This window comes from Rhizobium sp. B21/90, assembly GCF_019355815.1.
Taxonomy (GTDB): domain Bacteria; phylum Pseudomonadota; class Alphaproteobacteria; order Rhizobiales; family Rhizobiaceae; genus Rhizobium; species Rhizobium rhododendri.
Window position 1 is genome coordinate 195,501 of sequence record NZ_CP072164.1, and the last position, 23,324, is coordinate 218,824.

A 23,324-nucleotide genomic window follows, 5' to 3' on the forward strand; every position below is an offset into this window, starting at 1 on the left:
GGATTCGATCGCATCCGTTGTCCGCGACTTAGCGAAACGCTTGTCCGCGACTTGCTGAAACCGCTGTCCCGATTTAGCGAAATCCGCAAACAGCGCAATTGTGTGGTCTCAATCGCCTATTACCGTCCAACTCTCCGGCCTTCGGGACAGTAGCTACCGCAATGCCCCCATGGCTATTGGATCCACAAGAAATGAACGCAATCTTGCAACAGAGTTGCGGTCAAGGAGGCTTCGTTAATTACCACCACGGTCCGAGTACAAACAGCTTTTTTTTGGCGATCCTGATGAGCCAGTTGTTCATACGGATCAGGACTGATGTAATCCGCGGTCAAGGTTATGGTTGGTACGCCAGGCTAGGTAATTATGTTGAGGAAGGAGAGGATAACGAAGGTATCGAAAACGAGGAAGAGGAAGAGGAAGAGGAAGAGGAAACGAGAGAGTTCCAATTATCCGATCTCATTCATTATCCCATTGTCGCATTGGGATCGTGCCATCTCACACGTTAGGTGTCGCGGTTACCAGAAAACTTGATCTATCAACGCGTGCTTTGAATCTTGTTATTTTTCATGTTTCTAATATCATCCAGTACCGAAATAAAATTCGTCATTTTCGTCTCTCGCAATGCAATTAATATGGTCTAAATACAGCAATTGTGGCCCAAACACATATTATTATTACTATTATTAGTCGTGCGTAATTTTATTTATGAAACGTCTCGTTTCAAAACTATGAAAATACAATACAAAATGAAACACGCCCATGAAAAATAAAACATCTACAAATACCAATCGAACATTCCATAATATACTTAATCGTATTTTATTATGCAAAGATAGATCTATCTTTGGCATTGCGTAGCGGCGATGCTGCAGGCGAGCATAGCTGAGATACTCCTGGGCTATACCTTCCACCAACTCGTCCTGCGATTTTTGTCTTCATCGGATAGGGCTGTTCGTCGTTGGCAATCGCAAACATAGCGAATCCCCAGGGCGCCAGGAGATCCTATTACATTCCGAACGGATGACCCTCGAATCCTTCGAAAGCGACTGCGTTAATTGAAGGGAATTCCTGTTCCTGTCGGCGCGCATGGATGAGATACTCCTGAGCGATCCCATGAACCAACTTATCCTCCATGTCTGCGCCAAGCTGCAATAGCATATCGGGTGTGATCTGGTTTTGGCTAGCAAACAACATGGCGTATCGATACCCATCAATCCCTTCCAGTATGGGCCTCAGCTGAGGCTGATTCCAAAGATGAACCAACTCTTCGATGATAGAAAGGCCTGCAGCGGGGTGCAACATCTGCTTAACTCTGGCCTTGGCCGCTTTCATGAAGGTCTCCTCGTCTGCTAACTTGTGGCGAATAATACGCCAACGAAAATCGTTGCTCCAATAACTGCTCTGCACCATGCACTTGAGCAACGAGATAGATCCTCCCTCAAGAATAAGCCCACCGTGAGCCTCATTATTATAAACCTCCGCGATCAGCCTCTCGTGAGCTTGCTTGGCTGAGATGATACCCTTCACAAGAGGCTGTTCATCAAGGTATAGACGGGTCGTGCCCTTCAGTTCTTCCACTGTTGGTCGTCCGCTTCCGGTTGACAGTTGAGGACAGCATTGGACCCGGTCGAGAGAAAGGACTGGCTGCCCGGTTTGCTGGGCAAGAGCTATCGCGGTCGATGTCTTTCCTGTACAAGTTGGACCGAAAATTAGACGGAGATCCATAAGTGTTTTGCGATATCTTGAATACAAATTGATATTTTTTGGGTTCGAGAAGTGTATCATCACAGGCTGTTATATTGTCTTCCTCGAGATTCCTTATTGAAGAGCAAATGGCTTTAGCGTCTCTCCAAAGGGCAACTTGTTTTTCAACAAAGTGTGGGGCACGGCTGTTTCCTTGAAAGCAATTTGTCACCAACGAAGGCGCCTTTAAGTCAAAATAAGGCTGACTAAATCAGCACTATAGAGGCAGCTATTCATGCCACTTGAGGACGTTTTTCCGCGCTTTACTGCCACTTGTCTGCGCTGATTATCATCATTGCTGGCGAGAGAGTGAAATCGTTTGTAATAGTTGATTAGGTGAGACGTCAAAATAAGGGCGACTATTTCATATTTGACTTAAATATGTCCATATTGTTAGGCACATGTGATAGCAATTCCTTAACAACGGTGTCTATTATTTACTTCTTGCAGTCGTTGTCATTGTGACAAAATCAAAGATATTCTACCGTTGGAATAATATTACCATTCAATAAACGCGACAGTTGATATTTTAACTATACCTCAACATATTACTGCGCACCTCAACATAATGGAGGTTAATAGAATTACAGAAATTTTATTTACACCATCATATTCGTTGTTAAACATCAAGATTCATTAATAGCAATTTATAAAACGTGCAATACTTGTAACAGGATACGCAGATTAATTTCTATTGCGGTAGTTATATCTCCTCCAAGAGTGTTCGAGAGGATTGTCCTTTGCTAAAACACCTCCACAATTGTGGATAATTGCACAGACGGCATTACACGCGGTCTGAATAGCGCCCTCCACCCATCCACCGGTAAAGGAACAACTGCAACCCGCCAAGTAAACTCCAGTATCATTAGTCATGTCCAGCGCTTGAAAGAAAAGTTCTTCAGAATAAAAATCCTCGCCACGCCGGTTGAGTTTGAAAGCTCCGCCGGCATTCTCGTCTGTAAGCCAATCATGTTGAACAACATTTTGGTCGTAATCAGCGCAAGCGGGAACTAAATGCCGGGCAAACGCCGGGAACGATTTCGAAATTGCGTCCCGTAGCAGACATAATCGCTCTTTTTTGTCGGGGATCGCCAATAGCTTGTGGGAGTCGTCCTCCCATGTATAACTGATGAGCACCACACCTTTACCGTTCGGATCCTGCGGCTCATAGTCCAGACAATACACTGCCTTTGCGACCCCGTCCATGAGGACACAGGACGGGAGCATATGGTCAAACCAAAATTTACGTTCAGTCAGCAGGAACAATTTTGAAGAGCCCGTCATGTGGCTGTTATCAACGGCTTGGTTCACTGGTGCACGAAAAATGGTGGTATCGGATGTCAGACGATGCCTGAGTTGGATATTTGCGAGTCCAGATGTAACCACCACCTTATCATAAAGTTCAGATATCCCGCTCTTAAGCCTTATCTTTATTTTTGTCTTTTCCTTCTCAACCGCCCTGACTTGAACATGGCGTATACGCTGGCTTACAGACACGCCATTAACCACTTGAGAGGCGATCCGACGTGGAAGTTCTGAGATTCCTTCAGAGCACATACGCTGATTTTCTTCATATCCGTTTATGACCAAGCGAAGGATCTCAATAAACCCGCTTTCAAAAACTGGACCAAACCCGCCAGATCCTATTCCCATTAGCTTGAATAGGTCCCAATCATGAGGGAAACTCCATGTTTCACCACCGGGAGGATGCGTGCCCAGAAAGATCCTCTCTATCGCTGAAGAGAACGACTCCCTCCCGAAACGGTTCAGCCAAATTTGCCAGGCGTCATGAGCCCGCCTAATGTCCCCTAATTTCAAGGCCTCAGTGATAGCATCAGGCGAAGCCAACACAATATCTCCCTCAAGGAAACCGTCCTTCAAGAACGCATGCCACCCGCTATAAACGCGATGGAACAACTTCGGTGGCTGCTGCCCGGCTTTCCACATGTATCGGCAACCCTCGTAGACCAAGTCAGTGTCGACTGTGCCGGGATTTGGGAACGGCCTCATCGAAGACAGACCGTACCGCTCGAGGAAGAAAAACAAGCACGATGCAGCAGGAGGAAATCGCATCGCCCCCATTTCGGCCACGACGCTCGGAGCGTCCTTGAAAGCATGTGACCAAAGCTTGCCTCCAACCCGATCACCTGCTTCATATATTGTAACATCGTCTACGCCAGCATGAAGCAGTTCGCTTGCCACCACGAGCCCGGAAATGCCAGCCCCAATGACCGCTACTTTTGGCCTGGGAACATCTTCTGGAAAGAAGCCGATCCGCCCACTATCTGAACATTTGTCGAGAAACAATCTGTAGTCGTAGAGCAAGTCGATCGTTGGAAAGGACCCTGCCGAAGCCTTCAGCATCAGGTTTCGACCATAAGCTACCATGTCAAATGGTACTGCCTCTTCAATGATTACGGTAAACCCGGTAACGCTTTTCAACGAGCCTTCTTCGTACGGCGCCATTTGCAGGGTTCGGGAGCGGGCAGTCTCAGAGATTGAAATGGCCACGAAATGACTAAGGTCGCTGGGTGCACATCTTTTACCACTCAGCAAATTCATGGTTTGGAGAAGTTGAGCTCTGGAGATATCCATGCAAGATGGTGCAAGGTCGATGGCAACGAGACCACTCACTCTTGTTCGCACCGAAGCTTCTGGTTCGAGTATCCACCTCAGAATTTCCTCGCCAACATAGATGTAAGCGGAGAGGACTGCGACCCTCTGACCGGCTGAGATCTCCGGAAAGCGACCGTCGGCCAGCCTTTTGCAAGCTAACCCAGCGCGGCACTCGCCGGAAATTTGAGTAATTCTTCTTTCCCTCGAAGCTTCTCGTTCTGAGAAGGCTGCGGCAACGCGGCGGTCCAATTCATCAGCCTTGTCGACCATTATCAGATCCACAATTTTGGTAGAGAAATGATCGCATTGTTTATCAAAAAGAGATGAGGCTGACATTGCTAGGGAAGATTGGTCTTTGTGTAGATAACTAAAGACATCAACCGTTTCTATTTAAGTTGAAAATCGGGGAACATACTGTGCATTGACATCCCAATGGAAAGCGACAATTTTGGCGTTTTTCAATAGAATATTCACGCGGGTCCGACTCGCCGCTCAATCAGGTTGAATATTGATTGATACAATACTGTTTCCGTTTGAAAAAGTGCCCTTAATACCTCCAATAATTCGGATCATACGCCGTGATTGGGAAATTCCCTCCAATAATCGCGCAATTTGGGCCCAAGCGCGGTATATTTATTTGATCTGAAATGGGCTTAAAATCCCCAATCCAGAAAGATGGTGCCCATTACCTCGTTAGCACAAACCCTAGAACGCCTAAGACGGAAAGACTACTCATGCTTAGAACTAGTAGAAACTCTAATCGCGCGTTGTGAAGCTGCAAAAGCATTGAATGCCCTTCTGGCTACAGACTGGGATGGCTTGCGGCGAAGCGCCAAAAAAATTGATCGCCATGGAAACGCCGGAGTAGGTCTTTGCGGCATTCCACTCTGTTTTAAGGCGAACATCGCGACCGGCATATTTCCTACCAGCGCTGCTACGCCGGCACTGATAAACCACTTGCCAAAGATACCATCCCGCGTCGCAGAAAGACTTTTTTCAGCTGGAGCCCTGCCGGGTGCTTCGGGAAACATGCATGAGTTATCGTTTGGAATTACGAGCAACAACTATGCCACCGGGGCGGTGCGGAACCCGTGGAATCCAGGTCTGATACCAGGAGGCTCAAGCGGTGGTGTGGCTGCTGCGGTGGCAAGCCGATTGATGTTGGGCGGCATAGGCACCGATACCGGTGCATCTGTTCGCCTACCCGCAGCCCTGTGTGGCGTAGTAGGATTTCGACCGACACTTGGTCGATATCCGGGAGATCGGATAATACCGGTTAGTCCGACCCGAGACACCGCCGGAATCATAGCGCAGTGCGTAGCCGATGTTGTAATTCTCGACCAGGTGATATCCCGAAGGCCGGCGAGAATTCCGCCCGTGCCACTGAAGGGGCTTCGGATCGGCCTCCCCACTACCTACTTTTACGGTGACCTTGATGCTGATGTGGCCTTGGCAGCTGAAACGACGATTCGCTTGCTAGCCAACAGAGGCGTAACCTTCGTTGAAGCCAATATTCCCCACCTGGAGGATCTGAACAACGGGGCCAGCTTGCCAATTGCACTTTATGAATTTCCACACGCTCTAAAACAGTATCTCGACGAGTTTGTGGGAACAGTTTCTTTTTCTGACGTTATCAAAGAAATTCGTAGTCCCGATGTAGCGGACATTGTCAACGCACAAATTGAGGGACATCAAATTTCCAACGCTGAATATGAACTGGCGCGTCACTCCTTCAGGCCAAGGCTCCAAGCCGCTTATCGCAACTACTTCAGACTCTATCGGTTAGATGCAATTCTCTTCCCAACTGCACCCTTGGCGGCCAAAGCCATAGGTCAGGATTCCTCAGTCATCCACAATGGCTCAATGGTGAACACTTTCAAGATCTACGTGCGAAACGTGGATCCAAGCAGCAACGCAGGCCTACCTGGGTTGAGCCTTCCTGTTGGCCTTACACCTGATCGCTTGCCTGTTGGAATGGAAATTGATGGATTAGCGGGTTCAGACCACCGTCTGTTAGCAATCGGGGCAGCATTAGAAAAAGCCATAAATTTTCGTTCTTTCTCAGATGTGCCGAACTAGCTGTTTACCACGCCAATTATTGTCTAATAAATCTGCGCTTCATTTATAATTATTCTTGAAATTCATAGAATACTCAGCGCGTCTGTGTCGCCACCAAGATCGAAACATCTGCTTGATATAATAAAAATCGATATATAAAATTTTTAGTTAATCCTTCTCAAAGCTTAGAATAAGCATTATCTTATAATTCAGTGGTAAATTAGATTCTAAAGCAAAAATAAAATTAGCAATTTACATAGGATGCACCTTTAATTTGCTTTGATTGATAGAACGGCTCAAACGTTATACTGCGACTCGAGACCAAAATATTAATCAGATACATCTATGGTAAATAATTTATTATTCATAAAGCACACAACGATACGACATCGGTAATTAAAGTACATATTGGAAATACACTGATTATCTGCATGCAGGCTACATCATCTTATTATCATTACATAGACTTGACACATTTCGTTACGATCGGACACTGTTGCTTCATTCCCGCTCACACACAGATGTGCGTATTAGACCAAGCGCTTCAACAAGGAGGTGAGAGCCATTGTCCACCCCGCCTTGGGTGCCTTCTTCAGCCCGTTATCCTGAAAGAGAGCTTTGCCGACCGCGACTATTTCAACACAGAAAGGGTCAGCCCGGGATGGCGCCAGGAAGGTATCGCCGCCGATCTTCACGTGCGAGAAACTTGTGTTCTGAAGCGAAGTATTCGGAAGGAAAGCAATATAAGCATCCAAGTCATTTTTTTCATTGTTTGTAATTTGACAGACCTCGTTCTGCCACCACCTCATAGTTTCTTTTGTTAATCCTTGGGCATAGGGTGGAACGGTGGAGATGACCACGCCTTTGCCGGAAAAGCCCTCATAAAATCGCTCGCATGCATACCTTCGCATTTCTCGAAACGAACAATAAACGTACATTAGAGAATCTTTTAGTATAATATTCAGGGGCATACCTACCGGCCCTGGCAAGCAAGCAACACTGCGGAAGCGCTTGACCACTTCGTCTGCAGCTGGATCAATCGGTACATTAGTATCAATGATAAAATCTATCCAAGAGCGTTGAGCAGGAATTAGATTCGTTTCTGTAAAACTGAGATAATTTTCCCTTGTAGCAAGTAGGACGATTTCAAGTTCACTCCGGTCTTGTATATGCGAGCTGTCGATAACGTTGAATATCGGCCGACTGTGATCCATATCGAACAAGAGAGTTCTTTCTGAATGTCAATCAGCCTAAGTTGATTATTATACGTGCGTGAGTACCCTTAATATTGGCTACCCGATAGCATAAATCACGGGATAGCGGTTTGAATCAATTGAGACGGCCCCGAAGTATTTCGTTTTTTAGCTCATTAAATTTATGTTGATGGACGATTTTTCAAGAGTAGGGCCCACATTTCGGTGAGACCGCCGGCAACGGCGCGATGTGAGGCCAGCAGTTTGAATATTTTGCGCAATTAGTCGTATAGGGGGGGACAAATTGACGCCGAAAATAAGACACTGACTGATCAGGCGGGCAGTGATTCCAGCTAGGTTAATGAGCCCCACTACATTATTAGCTAAAACTGTCAGCCTTTATCCATCATTTAAATACATATCTTGCCATTATTTTTATACGTCGCACCGAACTTTTCGCTTGTCACTTTTAGATCGAGATCGCAGCAATTCCAATCTTGCTCCCGGCTATTGGCTTTAGTTCGCAGATGGCTATGAATGTAAGAATGCTTTGTTGTTTTCTCATCAAAAAGCGTCCTGACGTCCCGTTTTTTTTGCGCAGGTGCTTTGTCAGCGTAAGCCACACAAGGTGGACGAAACCGCTTGGCCGGCTTGGACGCTTCATTGGGATCTTCCAGAAAACGTCACTCCCCCTGAGGTTCTCGCACGCCATTCTGTCCCAAAGCTTCTAGAGCGGCTCGAGGAGAACCTGCCCTTACAGGTCATTGAGCATAGAGGAATGTTCAATTTAGGGAACCGCATTCAAGAATGCACCGCGAGCTCATTGTTAGCCGCGCTGGGGCAAGGTGGACGCAATCTGAGCGAGTTGGACGTCTGTTTAACTTCAGATAATGTACCTATCGTTTCTCATGATCTTAACACTTGGCGAGTGTCTGAAAAATTGGGAGATAATCTTTTCAATGAAATTCACTCATCAGACATCAAGGACGTGCCTGTTATTATTCGAGAGGTGTCCAATGGGGTAATACAAGATAGGTATCTTGAAACCATTGATCATATTCCTTTGTTAGACGAAATATTGGGGAAGGTATTTTCGGCTAATCCAGATGCCACCATTTTCCTAGACGGCAGGAACTACGAAGCTCACGTGATTGTGGCTTGGCTTAGCCACCGACCGGAATACCATCAAAGAGTTGTTGTACTTTTCTACACATTTGAATACCCACACGGTAGTGCCTTTGTCGACGCAGTTTTAAAAGCCCAGCCCGCATCTGATTGGAGGAAATCAATCGCTTTGATGCCCGCTCTTTTTCCTGAAGAACTTTGCCGTCTGGCCCGTCTGCGTCAAGTTACTGAACCCACAGTCGATGATTTGTATTTGGCAGGCAAAACCTGGATTGATTCCTTGCTAATGCAAGACATGCGGATTGTGGCGGTACATGTTGTTTTCTCCAGGGTGACCAAAAACTTGTTGGGCCGAGTTGTCGTTGCAGATGTCCTGTTGGCTTTTGATTCAGATCAAGCCGCAGTTAGACTCGCGCATTACGTCAAGGAGGATACGATGATTAGAGCTAAACGCCCTCACTTGAAGTTTGCTGCGGTTACTAGATGCTATGACTTCGCAGCCTTTCTGGATTGTGGCGAGAGGGCTGAGTTCTCAATCGACATTAAAACAGGCAGGGCTCGACGTCATGAGACCGACGAGCGGAAATACATACGGTGGAGAAAAGGAACACCAGGAAATTCGGCAACAATTGCGGACTGGGTAATCTCAGATCGATCTGAAGATGAAATGGCTATCTGGGAATGGCGAAATCAGGGCATCGATCGTGAAGTTTCTCATCTAAGCCCCCATCTGGATGTTAATGTGTGAATGCCGAAATAAAAGCGTCGGTATTAAAGTAATATCTTTATTACTTTTTCAATATCAATGTAATTCGATGCAACTTCTCATTAGTTAATGTGTATTTTGCTGTTATAATAATGTAATTTCCTATCTTATGGCAATAAAATAAGCGTATTAAATTCTTGTTATTCCGTTTCTGCACTTACTGTAATGGCTCCATAAATCCTCGGACACGATCTCCCAATTTTTTAGTGTGAGCAGTAATGTGACTATTATGACTAGTCGCAATCCGAAGATAGAAGTCCTGTCCGGCCCTGAGCGCCGCCGTCACTGGTCGACAGCGGAAAAGCTGGCGATAGTCCAGGAGACGTACCGACGTACGAGTCTGATGTCACGGTGAGCATCGTTGCTCGACGCCATGGCATTCAGCCGAACCAGTCATTCGCCTGGCGCAGGCTTGCAGCGCAGGGCGCGCTAACTGTCACCGCATCGCTTAAAGAGGTTGTACGTCAGAACCACGTGAAAGAGCTGCAGCGCCTCCTCGGCAAGAGGCAAGAAGACGGAGGCAAATCCTCAAGGAAGCTCGAGATAGCATCAGCGTCAAAAAAGTATGGGTTGCCCGTCCGCAAGTGGTCAAATAAAAAGGCTGATCTGCACCAACTTATCCAGTATCAAGGCACGCCTTGCCAAGATGGAGCTTCGCGCGTCCTGATCCTCATTGTCGGCATGCGTGGTTCTAAGCGGAGGTTTATGGGCGAAAGTTGAGAGTGACAGGATCGGAAACCCCTTTAAAACCACGTGCCTCGAGCATGTCTGTCCGATATAAACCGAATCCCCGCACGAACAATAATGGCCGGCATCTAAGCGGTGCACGTCAACAGGCCGGACGCACCACGGAACTCAACCGCATGCTCATGACCGAAGAAGAAATCACCCGCATTCCGAGAGGTGTCCGCAACGGTTTTTATGGGGCAGTTCCATTTACCAACATATTCATTGATGATCAGTGTGTAGTTCCCGGACTGTCATGGATACATTTACAATTCGATATATCCTGCCGCCGCCGCCGCCGCCGCCGCCGCTTTAGGTCCGGTGAAGCTTCCTTGCAGATCCCGCCGCCGCCGCCGCCGCCGCTTTAGGTCCGGTGAAGCTTCCTTGCAGATCCCGCCGCCGCCGCCGCCGCCGCCGCCGCCGCCGCCGCTTTAGGTCCGGTGAAGCTTCCTTGCAGATCCCGCCGCCGCCGCCGCCGCCGCCGCCGCTTTAGGTCCGGTGAAGCTTCCTTGCAGATCCCGCCGCCGCCGCCGCTTTAGGTCCGGTGAAGCTTCCTTGCAGATCCCGAGGCAAAGACCGCGCCGCCCGTTGGCGTCTGGCGCACGACGGGCGGCGCAAGCACAGCTAACGCCATCTGAAGACCTTCACTGGCATTCTGCGGGCGGACGCCTATGGCGTTTTGTTGCGGCCAGCCATATGTAGCGGTGGTCGGAGAAAGGTTCGTTTCCCCGGCTTGCACCCCAACATAAACTTCAACTCCACGACCGCGCTAGAGAGCCTTCAGGAAGGCCATTAGGGACGGTAGCGCACGCTGGGAGACCGTGGTTTGTTGTTCAGAGATGTCGACCCGAGCCAGCGCCTTGGCCTTCATTTCCATATCGACTTCGGCGTAAACATGCGTCGTGTCCAGAGACACATGGCCACCCGCAGACCTTTCTCGGTGACTACCGCGGCATATTGGTGACCGATGGCTACACCGCATGGCGCAACCCACGTCGGATGCATGGCCCATTCACGGCGGCGCTTCAACAATCACGTCATGCGCCGGTTTAGCGTCAGTCGTCGGAACCTCTTTGAGGCGGTCGAACGGGCAGCACTTGCTGGTCTGCCCACCGAGCACTACGAGTTCGCAGAATCGCGTTTGGCACGGGTGTCGACGGATTATCACGTCGAATTCCAGAACTTTTTCTATTCCGTCCCGCACAGCCTCATCCGGAGCCAAGTCGATATCCGGGCCACCGCACGAATGATCGAGATCTTCCATCGCGGCAAACGCGTTGCGGTGCATCAGCGCCGCTATGGTGGCCCGCGTTACGGAACAGATCCCGCGCATATGCCGAGTTCGCACCGCCGCTATGCCGAATGGACGCCGGAACGCTTCCGGCGATGGGGCGCGTCCATCGGGCCGCAGACCGAAGGGCTTATCATCGCCATTCTCACCAGCCGACCGCATCCGGAACAGGGCTTTAGAACGTGCCTGGGGATTCTGCGCCTCTATCGCGATATCGGTCATGACCGCGCCGAGGCCGTTTCAGCACGCGCTGTCGAGATCGGCGGCTTGAACTGCAAGACCATCGCCTCGCTCATCGCCACCTACAAAGGCAAAAAACCTTCCACCGAACCTGACGCCGTTGTGGAACACGCCAACTTGCGCGGTCCCGGTTACTTTCATTGAGGAGACATTCCATCATGCTGACCAATCCCACCATCGACATGCTGCGCGATCTCGGCCTTTCCGGCATGGCAAGCGCCTATCAAGAACTCGACACGCAGCCGGAAGTCAGGCACCTCGAGCACGGAGAGTGGCTCGCGCTTCTTCTTGAGCGAGAGACCACCGCACGCCGCCAGAAGCGCTTCGAGGCAAGGGCTCGGGCCGCAAACCTCCGCCATGATGCCCAGCTTGAGAACATCGACTTTCGCGCCACCCGTGGCCTCGATCGCAATCTCTTCCTGAAGCTCGCCGGATGCGACTGGATCCGGCAGCGCCATAGCATACTGATGATCGGACCTGCGGGCGTCGGCAAGAGCTGGTTGTCTTGCGCTCTTGGGCACAAGGCATGCCGCGAGGACTTCGCTGTCGCCTATCATAGGCTTCCGAGGCTCTTCGCGACCCTGGCTTTGGCGCGTGCTGACGGCCGATATCCAAAGGTTTTAAAGGCTTTGGCGAGAACCGACCTGCTCATTCTTGATTAATGTGCACTGCGCAGAGATGTGGAGTTGATACCGCATGAGCCCGCAACTGCGCACCTTTCCGACGATACCACTCCACATAACTGAGCTGCTATAAGCGGCGCAGCCAGCCTAACATCCCGCCATCATAAGCAATGATCGTCTGATTTTTTGTAGATGACATCACGTCCGGAAAGACCTGTTCGAGCGCTTGCCGCTTCATATCGATATCGGCTCGCGCGTAGCGCATCGTTACGTTCAGGCCCGAGTGGCCGAGCCACTGGCTGATGGTGGCAATGTCAACGCCCGCCTTGAGAAGGTGGATGGCCGTTGTGTGCCGCAGCGAGTGGGGATGGATGCTTTTTTCGGCCAGAGTGGACTCTTCCCGCGCGGCCATATCAACATATTTGCGCAGCAAGTATCGAACACCGAACCGGGTCAGCGGTGTGCCGCGGTCGTTGAGAAAGACTCGTTGCTCGGCGGGATTATCCGAGGGCGGATGCTGCGTGTTGATCAATTCCTGAAGAAGCTGGGCCGTGTTTCGCCAGATCGGGCAGAGGCGAACCTTGTTGCCTTTGCCATGCAGGCGCACCTGGCAGGGCGATACCAGACGAAGGTCACAAATGCGAAGGTTCAGAATTTCCTGAACTCGTGCACCCGTATTGAACATCAGCGAGAACAGTGCGTAATCCCGCCGTCCTGAAGGCGTGCGGCGGTCGATACACGCCAGGACGCTCTTGATTTCTGGCTCTTCGAGATATTCGACAGGTGCCACCCGCGCGCCCCTTTTGAAGGGAAGTGTCAACACCATTTGCAGGTTATCCATATGTTCGGGATGCTCTGAGATCAGGAACCGCGCAAAGGTATGCATCGCCGCCAGCCTTGCATTGCGGGTCGCAATGCTGTTGCCACGCTCGACCTCAAGCGACGTGAGAAAGCTACCGATCCTGTCGGCATTGATGTCGGAGACGTCGATGCTTTCGACGGATCCCTTGGTCTCTGCCGCTGCAAATCGCAGGAACAGGACCATCGTGTCGCGATAGCTCCGGATCGTATGATGGCTCATGCCGCGGAGAGCGGGAAGATATTCTTGAAAGAAGCGTGCCATGCTTCGTCCCAATGCCGTGGATTGATGCTTCTTCATGCCACGACCTCGCTGACGAGACCGCCGAAAGCCTCTTCAAAGCGGTCGCTGGCGATCGCCCTCAGCTTCGGAAGGAAGTGCAGATAACATGCCGTCGACGCGATGCTAACGTGACCCATGTAGAGAGCCAGCTTCGGCAAATTCGATTGCACATCGGCGCCGTCCAGATACCAACGGATGAGCGCCCCGACTGCAAAGCTGTGACGCAGATCGTGAATGCGGGGCCGTCGGCCCTCGCTATCCTCAACATTTGCGGCCTTGAACAGGGCATGGATTCCGCCACTGATCCCAGTGCCAGTATAGGAACGAAGACCGCCTTCCGTGTTGATAAGAAGTGGCGTGTCGGGATCCCTGCTGAACGGCGGGGCGAGACGTTTTCGAAGGTAGCTACACAATTCGGTATGTGCGTCGGGCGACAGCGGCAATATTCTTGATTTGTGGAACTTGGACTCCCGAACCCGTAACACTCCACTTTCAGGCTCACAGTCTGCCAGCGTAAGGCGCAACAATTCGCCGCGACGCATCCCGGTCGTGTACAGCAGAATGACGGCCATCCTATAAACCGCAGGCCGCAGCGGCGATCCAGAAGCGACGGGCATATTGTTAGCGGCGGTCAGCATTCTGGCTATTTGCCCGGGCTCCACAATAACGGGACGCCGGTACGGCCGGGGCCGCGCGAAGTACAAGGGATCGGGGACAAAGCAGCCCGGCTCCTTGCGCCGCCGATAAAGGCAGAACATGCGGACAACGCGTTGGCGATAACGCAAGGTATTGCTTGCCAGATGAGGGAATGCGGCACACCATCGATCAAAGCTTGCACGGTCAAGATCCTGTCCCGGGGTGCGGCTGATAAATTCACGCAAGGTCACTAGAACCCTTTCCTCCGGGTAATAGCGGCGGCCAAGAGCACGCTGATGGGCAAGCCATGCCACAATCGGCTGATCGAGGGGTGTCGGAGAGATGGTTGTGAACATTGCCATTCTCCTCAATGAGCAGCAGTGCCAGGTACTGGCAGAGCCACCGTACGCAGCATGTCCGTCTCGATGCGAAGATAAACACAAGTGCTCTCAAGGCTGTGGTGCCCGAGCAGGTCACCGATCGTTTTTACCCCGACGCCTCGGCCTAGCAATCGCATGGCAAACGAATGTCGCAATGCATATGATGAGACACCATCGAGCGGTAGGCCGCTTTGCCGTGCCCGTTTAGTGAAGATGTCGCATATCCCCCAGCTCGTCAGGGCTCCCACAGGACTACGCGCTTTCGGGAACAGGACGTCCGTCACCGTACCGCAGGGACGCCCTTCGGCAAGATATCTGTCGAGGATTTCAAGGGTCTGGTCAGCCAAAGGAAGAACCAGGGTGGAACGAGTCTTGCGCTGTTCTACGCGCAGAGTACGTCCCTTCCAATTGACCGCGTCTAGCGTCAGCGCTGCAATCTCAGAAGGCCGCAGACCGTAATAGGCCATGAGGTGGAGGATCGCATGGTCACGTCGGCCGAGATAATCAGTCCTGGCGACCGAGGCCAGCAATTTTTCGATCACCTCCCAACCAAGGGCACGAGGCGGCAATTCTCCACGATAGGTTCTGGGCGTATCGATGCGCTCAAGCCCTCGCGCAGTCTCACCACGATCGCCGCAAAAGCGCAAAAAAGCGCGCAGATGGGCGACTTTATGCTGGAGCGTTTGGCGCAGCACTCTGCGGCTCAAGGTATGGATGAAGTTTTCGACGTGCTCTGATGTCAGTGCGGAAAGGTCCTGTGCTGGTCCAGCCGACAAGGACAGAAAAACCTCGATCGTTGCCAGATGCTGGCCAATCGTCGCTGGTGCCAACCCCCTTACGTCTCGAAGATATTCTCGATATCGTAGCAGCAAGTGCTCCAGAGGCCCTTTCGGCTTTGTTTCTTCAAGCCGTCTTTCTGCCTCTAGGAAGCGGCGATATGCCCGCTCAGTGGAAGCGTCGCGCAGAGCGCCAGGAACGAGGGCTAACGCTTCTTCCAATTCGGCTTCGCGTATAAACTGGCCACACTCAAGGGCCGCTGTGGCCTCGAGGATGCGCTTCAATCGGCGGACATGACGGCGTGCCGCAGCACCAGGGAGATACCCTACTGCGAGCAACCACCGGGCAAACAATTCAAGCTCCGCGCCGAAGCGCGAATATTGGTAATGGCAAGACTTCGGGAATAAAACCTTTAGCATGGCGCTCTCCTGTTGGGTTTGGGGAGCGGTCAATCTAGGCGGACGATGATTCAGTTATGTGGAGTGGTATCGTTGGAATGGTGCGCAGTTGCGGGCTCATGCGGTATCAACTCCACATCTCTGCGCAGTGCACGTTAGTCGAGTAATGTTGTGCTACACATTACTTGATGATTGGGGGCCGGAGAAGCTCAATGACGAGCAAAGACGCGACCTCTTGGAGATCGTCGAGGACAGATATGAGAAGCGATCCACTATCGTCACCAGCCAGGTGCCCGTCGAACACTGGTACGACATGATCGGCAATCCAACCATCGCCGATGCCGTCCTGGACCGTCTCGTGCACAATGCATACCGCATCGAGTTGTCCGGCGAGAGCATGCGAAAGCAACGTTCCGTCACCGCCGCTGAAACAACCCAGGCATGACGGCGCGACAATCAGGATCCATTCACTGCCAAGACCCAGAGCTCAGCTTGAGATGACCGGCTTCGCGCCGGAATCGTGGCCGGAATGAATTCGGAATGGGTGGCCGGCTTCGCGTCAGAATAGGTGGCCGGCATCATCGGAATACGCAGTCGACAGGACCGCGGGAAAGAAGCGGGGCCGCAGACCTCCGCCGGAAGATCTTCAACGCGAGCGGGTCGAATATGACCTTCCTGAGGATCAGAAGGCTTGTCCATGCTGCAACGGGCAAACGCATCGCATGGGTGACTACCTGCTATGCCGCCGGTCTACGCATTTCGGAAGCAGTGCACCTGAAGACGACTGACATCGACAGCCAGAGAATGGTCGGCCGGAGCGAACAGGGCAAAGGCCAAAAGGACCGCTATGTGATGCTGTCGCCCAAGCTCCTGGAGATCCTGCGCGATTAGAGTGAAAAACTTCGTGACGCCGAGCGTTCTCGGCTCCGCGAATTTTCGGGAGTGTTGGACTCCGGTGGTTCGACCGTATGCGGAGAAACAGGCAGCGGCATACTAAGCAACTCATTCAGCAACGCTTCCTGTTCCGAACCTGACAGGTGGTCGACTCGCGAGGAAGATGCTGGTCCTAATCCTGGAAGGCGCGACAAATTCGGTTCGCCGAACAATGATTGCGGATCGATGGAGCCGTTAGTCGAGCGATCCCGTGCCAAATGCCCCTCCGAATACCCGTAGACCATGCTCTCCGCCACAGAGCTTTCTGGCACGGACGTATCAGCGTTGTCGTTCCCAAGCCCGCGTCCGTTACGTGCTGGCAGAGTCGGGACTGGCACACTATGCAGGAAATTCAACAGATCCTGCTGTCCTGAATCTGACGCACGACTGTTCGGCGCTGAAGATACCGACTGGCCTTGAGAACCAACCTTGTTTGCCGGCTCCCGCACACCGGCCAACAGAGGAGGAGCCGGAACGTTTGATTCCGAATGAGTTGGTGAGAACAGATATTCCACAGGCTTGCTCAGGCTTTTTCCCGCCTGCACTCCGGTTTGATCATGGTGCGGGAGAATGTGCGCCGCTGGGCCACCGTCCAAGTTTGCCACTCTCGGTTGATGATTTGGGGCCGGGAAGTGCAGGTCCAGCGACGAGGATGGTTGAGAATTGGAGCGTCGGTCCAATCGCCGTGTAGACGGTGGTGCCTGTTCAACCGCATCAACTGGCCCACCTTTCCCACCCGCCACTTCTGCTTTCGCCCGACTGCCTAACTCGTTTTGAGCAAGGCCGGCCAGAACCAGCTGCGGCACTGCAGCTCCCTTTTGCGAAGATCTGGGAACTGCCTCACGCTCCTGCCAGGCCTGCTTATGGTGGACGGATTCCAAAGCGCGCAGTGTCTGAGCGCCGCTTTCTTGTTCACTTAGCCCCCGCAGCCTCCTTTGAACTGTCACGCCAAGTATCTTTTTCGAAACTTTTATCACGTGATCGCTCAGGTATGCGGCTTCACTCTTATAAATCTTGCCGAAGGTATGTTTAGTGCCTTTCAGTTCCCGTGTGACATCATCGTAGATCGCCGATCTCTTGTTGAAAAGCCGCCGATGGCTCAAGATATCCCGGCCCAGTTCATTGCCTTCCTTGTCCAGGAGAGACCGATAGGATTTGTTGAAAGCGCCACCAAGTTTTCGAATCCTCGTATGCGAGGTATTGCGATCTTCCGCTTTCGTTGAATTTTTGGAAAAACCGAGACGTTCGCGGCCGATAAGTTCAAGATTTCCCTTGTCGTCCCGCTCAAATGTTTCCCGTTTGGAACCTACTTGTCGGGTTAGTTTGCGATAAAGTCTATTCTCTGGTCCACCGCGATAAGGCGCAGTCATCTCTTCGGAAGTGGCCTGAAACAGCTGCCGGTTGAGCCTGCCTCGGTTGACATACCGTGTACGGATCAGGGTGTCGTTTTCGTCCCGCTCCCATTTTTCCTCAAAACGCCCGTCTCTATGTTTTACATGCTTGGTACGAAGAGTGCCGTCCTCACCGTATTGATGCCTGGTAACACTTGCCCACGTCTTCCTTTCGTGAAGACTCAAATAGAACTCTCCTGTCTCCAGGTTACGCTTCAAAACTTTCATGTTTTTTCTTAGTAGGCCGTGCTCGCGCGTTAATTCGCTTGCGTTGTCAACTCGCAGCCTTTTATTCCCGAGAAGTTTATAGCTGATTTCACCCCGAAAGCCGGCGCCTAATTTGTCGACGAGCCGAATATCCGCAGCGTATTTTTGCTTCTTCTGCGGAGCTTCGAACCGCCCACGCCGCTTCATTGCCTTCTCTTCAGTAAGCACCGCGTTGCGCATTTGCTCAACCAGGCGCTGAGTAGCGCGGCGCATATCGATCGTAAGGGATTTTGCGACCGTTTTCTTTGTGATGCTGACCATGACTAAGCTCTTTCAATCAGATGCTTGTGACGTGACAAGTCTCATTGCCGGCGCGGCAGTAGCAAAGTCACAGGCTGTTTTCAGTTTGGCCCCGCGGCCGACTTCGTAACTCCGACGGCTATCAATGATCGGTCGGGACGTGGGCTCTGGGCGGACAAAATCACGTGAATACTTATCGGCGGGACCGCCAAGCAGCGGGACAGCGTCCTCTGGCAGCTTCATCATAAGGCGCTTATATTCCGCAGCGCTCGTATAGGTGCCGGTCCGCTGGCTTTTTTCATTGCGATCCGCAATAAGCACATCTTTCTCCGTCAACTGCTGCACTTTGTCCGACGCGAGGTCTCGAATGTCGCGCAGATCTGCACCATTGGCAGCAATTACCGCTGCCTGCTCGGCAAACTGTTCAAACTTGACGGTATTCGCGTGGCTTTGCCGGCCCATCGAAACCGGCAATCCGACTTGGCTCATCAACTGAGTGAAGTGTTCGGGATCGGAATATTCCAGTCTGGGAGGTGTCATATAACGGTTTCCGTCGCGAGCAAGGACTTGAACGCGATCCCATAATTCTCCCTTTTTCAACGCTAGCGCCCAAGGCGAATTGGGTGCGTTCTGCATCAGGAAACCAATGCTAACCAAGCGATCGCGCGTCATCCCGCCGCTCCCGTCTGGCTGCCTTCCCATATTGACCGTCGCGAGCGGCAATTGTTTGTTGTGGGCTCGATTCTCTCCTGCAAACTCGGCAAAGCGTACATCCGCGCTGCCTTTTTCCCATGATTCCAAGTATTTTGAATCATGCATGATACCCGACTTCGATTTCAGCTTAATCTCGGTGTCGTTGCCAAATTTAGCTTTCATGGTGCGTTGGAATTCATCGAATGGTTTATTCGCAAAGTTGTCCCCCGCAAACCTGTGCATGAAATGGACATCGTTTTGCGGAGTCTTGATCAGAATGTCAGGGAGCAGTGATCCTGCCTGGAATTCGTGTTCATAGCGCTTTTGAACTTCTCTGCGACCATATTTCTTTGTTTGTATATACCGATCTTCTGGCTTCAATCGGTAGTTTTGATCAAGCTTTATATTTTTATCTGTCTGATAAAAAATATTGGTACCCGTGATACCCATCTCGGCGTGAGCGCGATTCCAAACTTCCAGCTTGTGCTGAAAACTCGATTTTGCATCCAGTTCCTGCGGAGCGGCAATCCTTTCAAATGCGAGCGGCGGCGGATAGTAGTTGCCTGCTCCGTCCCTGTAGAGACGGCAGCTCGCATTAAACTCCGCCTTGGTCGGTAGATGTTCGAGATTACCTTTAGTGACACCGGCAACCGCGTCACCTCCGGTTTGTCGGACAAGGATATACTCATCAGGCCGCCGATCATGTCCCGGCAATGCCATGTTCGCAAACAAGTTGGATAAATCATTGTGTGTGTCAGCTTGCGTAACGTGGAAGGTCGTCTCATGCAGACGGGACTCGTGGGTTTCTTGGCTACTCACCATCTCGAAATCGATGGTCGTCTCGGAATTGACCATCTTCTGCCGTTTGATGGAACCGTCATTGGCATTTTCCCTGTGCACGCCCATCACGACGCTGTTTTCATCACTGCCTTTGCTGTTCGGATTCATTATCGAACTCCTTTCAGTCAGCCAGGTCTTCGTTAGGAAGGGGGCACTGATGAACAAAATTCTCCAGCGCGATCATATCGAGGTCCAACTGTGTAAAACCGCTTGGTTCGTGATTATCGGTCTTTTTCTGTTGGTGAATTTCTCTATGTGTCTCGGGCGAGGAGGAATTGCTGCTTTTGCTGGGGTTGAGTTTGACTATCGCCATTTTTGTTCTCCTGCAGGGCAGAGCCCGGCTCCTGTTGATTGCTGCCCCAGTCAATCACGGTCATTCGTGAACGGTTGCTCTACGTGGCGGTGTCGTTTGACTCAGCGACACGGGGTGCGAGTCGTCCGATGGCCAGTCGTGACAGCCTGTTGATCTCTCCGGATTCCTGTGTCAGCGGTCTTTCTTGCAGCATAATTCAGAGTCCGGATGGAAATCGACAACATGTCGAAACTACCATCCGGGACCAAATTGTTGAACGGGTTTATCGTTTCATCTGTAACCCTCGTTTAGCTTTGCGCGATCTGGTGGTTCTCATGCGAAAAGGGCAAACGGCCAAGCACAGATATCTTCGACGCTATTTTCTGGCGAGGATCGGCAAGCGGTGACTGCAGATATCGGCCGGTCATTCTTGTACCACCGTCAGCGCTGAAAGAGGCTTCGTCGGCCTCGCTCGCGCGGATCATACTCCCGCCGTTCGTCTGGCAACTCAGCGGTATTTTGGCGTTCCGCGTTTTGCGAAAGAGCTTTCACAGGCGCCGCCCCTATCAAACTGGCGGTTCGGTCCAACGCGGAGACGAGTGCCTTTCTCTTTTGCCGTACACTGAGCGAGTTGGTCTCGAGTTTCGTCTTGAAATCGTACAGGGCCAGAAACTCTCTATAGACTTCACGTTCACGATCGCGCGTTGGCCATTGTCCGGTCAGTGCAGTCTCGCGCGCGAGTACAGCTTCTGTCTGCCCACGAGGCCCAAGATGAAGCACTGGCGGCTCTTGCTCTTTGCTGGTCGGTGACAGCACGGGGTCACGGCTTACCGTATAATTGTAGCTGGTCGTTGCAACACGAATTGGCATAGTGACGCTGTCGAACGATACGTTTTGTAAGCCATCCTTGGCGAGTTGGTGTGCGTAACCCAGTTGGTTCAACTGGTATCCGTTTGAAGCCGTTGCACCTTCAGCGGACGCGACGGGGTCTGACAAGGTTGCTCGTTGATCTGAGCGATAACTGGAGTCATCTGTCCATCCACGCCCAACTAGCCCGCTTCGCCCCCTCCCAGTTCCGACGTGCTGCCGATGAAGCTCTTTACATTCAAGATAGGCAGGCATTGGCCTTTCGAGACGACGACCTTCTTTCGTTCTGCGTAAAACTTCGTGGACCACCTTAAAGCCGAAAATGTGCTCCGACTCGAATTGTCCAGTCTCGGTAGCGAGCCGCACCCGTTCGTTCCTACGACTTCCGTATGTGCCGATATTATCGCCTCTCGGGCCACTGGACCGGTCTGGTGGAACAACTTGTCCGCCTTCGTCGGACGCCAGTCCTTTCGTACCGGAATTCATCCCTTGAAGAGCCTCGTTTCCAGCGGAGTGGCTTTTGAAGCCGAGCCTCTTTACCTTGCCTCCGCCATTGAAAGCATGGCCACTGGCAACTGTATTCGCTCGATACGCGTTCAGTCCAGAAGGTTTAATTTGAACTGCGCTCCGCATCTCCGATTGCACGCGCGTTAGAGGCCCTGTCTGACTCACTTCTTCTGATGTTTTTTCACATCTCAGGGCCGGTCGATTGAGATCAAGTTTACCGAACGTGCGCTTGGCCTCACTTGGGGTAGTCGATCGCGATGGCGGGTTGAACTCCTCGACCTCCTCAAATGGGTCATGTTCATCGTGAATCCAAGCCGAAGGGTCGAGTTCCAACAAACGCGCGTTCACCACCAAATTCTGCCACCGCGGTTGAGCAGGCTGCCTCCACCTTGCGTATGCCTGGAGTTCCGCGTTTCCCAGCGCAATCCCGTCATAAAAAAAAGCTGAGTTGGATGCTTCTCCAGGCGCCAAACTTGAGATCGAGGAATCCTGTACCGCAGCGAGGCGGGCATCCAGGATTAGATCTTCCCATGAGGGTCGTTCGGGCTTGTTCCAGTTCTCGTACACGTCACGCTCGGGCGCTCCGAGAGACACTCCGTCGTACACAAAGGATGCACGAGCGTCCTGCGCACCGTCAATTGGGGAGCCCAACGTGCCCTCCAATTCGTGAGATGAAAATCCCTTCCCTTCTTCAAGACTTTCGTTCTCACACGAGGCCCGAGCAGACTGGTTTAATTCAGCAGTGCGTGTGTTCACCACGAGATCTTCCCATCCGGGCTGCGCGGGCTCCAGCCAACTTTCATATGCCAGGCGTTCCCCCTCACCCAGCGGGATCCCTTCGTACTCAAAGACGGAAGCCCCTCCCGATTCACGGAGCCAGGCGGACCTGTCAATAGCATCAAGACGCGCGTTTATTATCAGGTCTCTCCATGAAGGTGGTTCCGGTTTGCTCCAGTTGTCATATACTTCGCGCTCGGGTGAGCTGAGCCTCTTCCCATCATAGTAAAATGATGAAGGGACACTCTCGTCTTGGTCTATTGAGCCTTTCCGCTTGCGCTTGGGTGCATCGGACCGCAACTCCGTGCTTCTTTCAGGGGGATCGCGCTCATGCGAAACTGCAGCCGACGGGTGTAGTTCTGCAGTCCGGGCGTTCACAACGAGCTCTTGCCACCCCGGCTGCCCGGGCTCCGTCCATTCCTCGTAGGCACGTCGTTCTCCTTCTCCCAGAGTAACACCCTCATAGACAAAAACCGACGACGTCGTTTGTCCGCCATCGAAATTCCAAGCGGAACTGTCGATATCATTAAGGCGGGCACTCAGTACGAGGTCTCTCCACGTGGGTCGGTCAGCTCCATCCCAGGTCTCGTAGGCTGACCGCTCGGCAACGCCCAGTCTCATTCCATCGTAAAAGAAAGATGCAGATGATTCTTCCCCGTGATCCGTTTGGCCGTCAGATGAGGAGCCAGCACAACGGTTCCCGGAATCCGTGGGACGAAGGACAGGGGTAACTCCGGCGTGAACGTCGAGCGAGGATCTAGCCGACGCGGTGAGCCCAATTTTTGAATTTCCCGGCGGGTTCAT

Annotated in this window: 14 protein-coding genes, 6 pseudogenes and 1 CRISPR repeat array; of the genes and pseudogenes, 8 read left to right on the forward strand and 12 right to left on the reverse strand. The window is 51.9% G+C overall.

All coding sequences use genetic code 11. The features are described from left to right. Positions 1 to 98: 98 nt before the first annotated feature. Positions 99 to 506, forward strand: coding sequence for a RolB family protein (locus tag J5278_RS26900; RefSeq protein WP_111221725.1), 408 nt, complete (start codon positions 99 to 101; stop codon positions 504 to 506). A 499-nt stretch (positions 507 to 1,005) separates the two neighbouring features. Here J5278_RS26900 and ipt read toward each other — a convergent pair whose 3' ends face one another. After that, the gene (ipt, locus tag J5278_RS26905) at positions 1,006 to 1,725 is read right to left on the reverse strand and encodes an adenylate dimethylallyltransferase Ipt (protein WP_065657522.1); all 720 of its coding nucleotides are present in this window, start codon (positions 1,723 to 1,725) and stop codon (positions 1,006 to 1,008) included. Between the two features lie 702 nt (positions 1,726 to 2,427). Continuing rightward, on the reverse strand, positions 2,428 to 4,629 hold the full coding sequence (locus tag J5278_RS26910; RefSeq protein WP_236775266.1) for an FAD-dependent oxidoreductase: 2,202 nt from the start codon (positions 4,627 to 4,629) through the stop codon (positions 2,428 to 2,430). Positions 4,630 to 5,034: 405 nt separating this feature from the next. Here J5278_RS26910 and iaaH point away from each other — a divergent pair, with 405 nt between their 5' ends. Then, positions 5,035 to 6,438 carry an indoleacetamide hydrolase gene (gene iaaH / locus J5278_RS26915; RefSeq protein ID WP_045231698.1) on the forward strand — a complete coding sequence of 468 codons (1,404 nt, stop codon included), beginning with the start codon at positions 5,035 to 5,037 and terminating at the stop codon, positions 6,436 to 6,438. 509 nt (positions 6,439 to 6,947) lie between these two features. On the opposite strand, the gene J5278_RS26920 is transcribed toward iaaH, so the two are convergent. After that, complete coding sequence (locus J5278_RS26920; RefSeq protein ID WP_161959374.1) at positions 6,948 to 7,631, reverse strand: RolB family protein; 684 nt, start codon at positions 7,629 to 7,631, stop codon at positions 6,948 to 6,950. A gap of 607 nt (positions 7,632 to 8,238) precedes the next feature. On the opposite strand from J5278_RS26920, the gene J5278_RS26925 reads away from it, so the two are divergent. Continuing rightward, positions 8,239 to 9,483: a glycerophosphodiester phosphodiesterase family protein gene (locus J5278_RS26925; RefSeq protein WP_111221730.1), complete on the forward strand. Its 1,245-nt coding sequence runs from the start codon at positions 8,239 to 8,241 to the stop codon at positions 9,481 to 9,483. 247 nt (positions 9,484 to 9,730) lie between these two features. Beyond that, positions 9,731 to 10,065, forward strand: a pseudogene (locus tag J5278_RS26930) (transposase); the annotation flags it as partial. Positions 10,066 to 10,533: 468 nt separating this feature from the next. Beyond that, positions 10,534 to 10,783: direct repeats of the CRISPR family, unit length 27 nt; unit sequence GCCGCTTTAGGTCCGGTGAAGCTTCCT. Positions 10,784 to 10,996: 213 nt separating this feature from the next. Here J5278_RS26930 and J5278_RS26935 read toward each other — a convergent pair. Beyond that, entirely contained in the window at positions 10,997 to 11,143 is a 147-nt protein-coding gene (locus J5278_RS26935; protein WP_257623506.1) for a hypothetical protein, read from the reverse strand. Positions 11,144 to 11,148: 5 nt separating this feature from the next. On the opposite strand from J5278_RS26935, the pseudogene J5278_RS26945 reads away from it, so the two are divergent. Continuing rightward, positions 11,149 to 11,902: pseudogene (locus J5278_RS26945) on the forward strand (transposase); the annotation flags it as partial. A gap of 14 nt (positions 11,903 to 11,916) precedes the next feature. Then, positions 11,917 to 12,417, forward strand: a pseudogene (locus tag J5278_RS26950) (ATP-binding protein); the annotation flags it as partial. A 91-nt stretch (positions 12,418 to 12,508) separates the two neighbouring features. Here J5278_RS26950 and J5278_RS26955 read toward each other — a convergent pair. The 3 genes from J5278_RS26955 to J5278_RS26965 are packed head-to-tail and all read right to left on the reverse strand — an operon-like array spanning position 12,509 to position 15,734. Continuing rightward, positions 12,509 to 13,540: a tyrosine-type recombinase/integrase gene (locus tag J5278_RS26955; RefSeq protein ID WP_111223097.1), complete on the reverse strand. Its 1,032-nt coding sequence runs from the start codon at positions 13,538 to 13,540 to the stop codon at positions 12,509 to 12,511. Then, positions 13,537 to 14,514 (reverse strand): tyrosine-type recombinase/integrase, encoded by a 978-nt coding sequence (locus J5278_RS26960; protein ID WP_111223096.1) that lies wholly within the window; start codon positions 14,512 to 14,514, stop codon positions 13,537 to 13,539. The genes J5278_RS26955 and J5278_RS26960 overlap by 4 nt, the downstream gene beginning before the upstream one ends. Before the next feature lie 11 nt (positions 14,515 to 14,525). Then, a complete protein-coding gene (locus J5278_RS26965; protein ID WP_111223095.1) occupies positions 14,526 to 15,734 on the reverse strand; it encodes a tyrosine-type recombinase/integrase in 1,209 nt (402 codons plus the stop codon). A 160-nt stretch (positions 15,735 to 15,894) separates the two neighbouring features. On the opposite strand from J5278_RS26965, the pseudogene J5278_RS26970 reads away from it, so the two are divergent. Then, positions 15,895 to 16,158: pseudogene (locus J5278_RS26970) on the forward strand (ATP-binding protein); the annotation flags it as partial. 266 nt (positions 16,159 to 16,424) lie between these two features. Then, positions 16,425 to 16,601 (forward strand): annotated as a pseudogene (locus J5278_RS26975) (tyrosine-type recombinase/integrase); the annotation flags it as partial. Here J5278_RS26975 and J5278_RS26980 read toward each other — a convergent pair. From J5278_RS26980 to J5278_RS31820, 5 genes and pseudogenes are all read right to left on the reverse strand, one after another. Beyond that, complete coding sequence (locus J5278_RS26980; RefSeq protein WP_209186618.1) at positions 16,601 to 18,565, reverse strand: virA/G regulated protein; 1,965 nt, start codon at positions 18,563 to 18,565, stop codon at positions 16,601 to 16,603. The pseudogene J5278_RS26975 and the gene J5278_RS26980 overlap by 1 nt on opposite strands. A 12-nt stretch (positions 18,566 to 18,577) precedes the next feature. Beyond that, complete coding sequence (locus J5278_RS26985) at positions 18,578 to 20,185, reverse strand: VirE2 family protein (RefSeq protein WP_240538951.1); 1,608 nt, start codon at positions 20,183 to 20,185, stop codon at positions 18,578 to 18,580. 13 nt (positions 20,186 to 20,198) lie between these two features. Beyond that, the gene (locus tag J5278_RS26990; protein WP_111219097.1) at positions 20,199 to 20,390 is read right to left on the reverse strand and encodes a type IV secretion system protein VirE1; all 192 of its coding nucleotides are present in this window, start codon (positions 20,388 to 20,390) and stop codon (positions 20,199 to 20,201) included. Positions 20,391 to 20,810: 420 nt separating this feature from the next. Further along, complete coding sequence (locus J5278_RS26995) at positions 20,811 to 22,502, reverse strand: hypothetical protein (protein ID WP_374108333.1); 1,692 nt, start codon at positions 22,500 to 22,502, stop codon at positions 20,811 to 20,813. A gap of 375 nt (positions 22,503 to 22,877) precedes the next feature. Beyond that, positions 22,878 to 23,324 (reverse strand): annotated as a pseudogene (locus J5278_RS31820) (hypothetical protein); the annotation flags it as partial.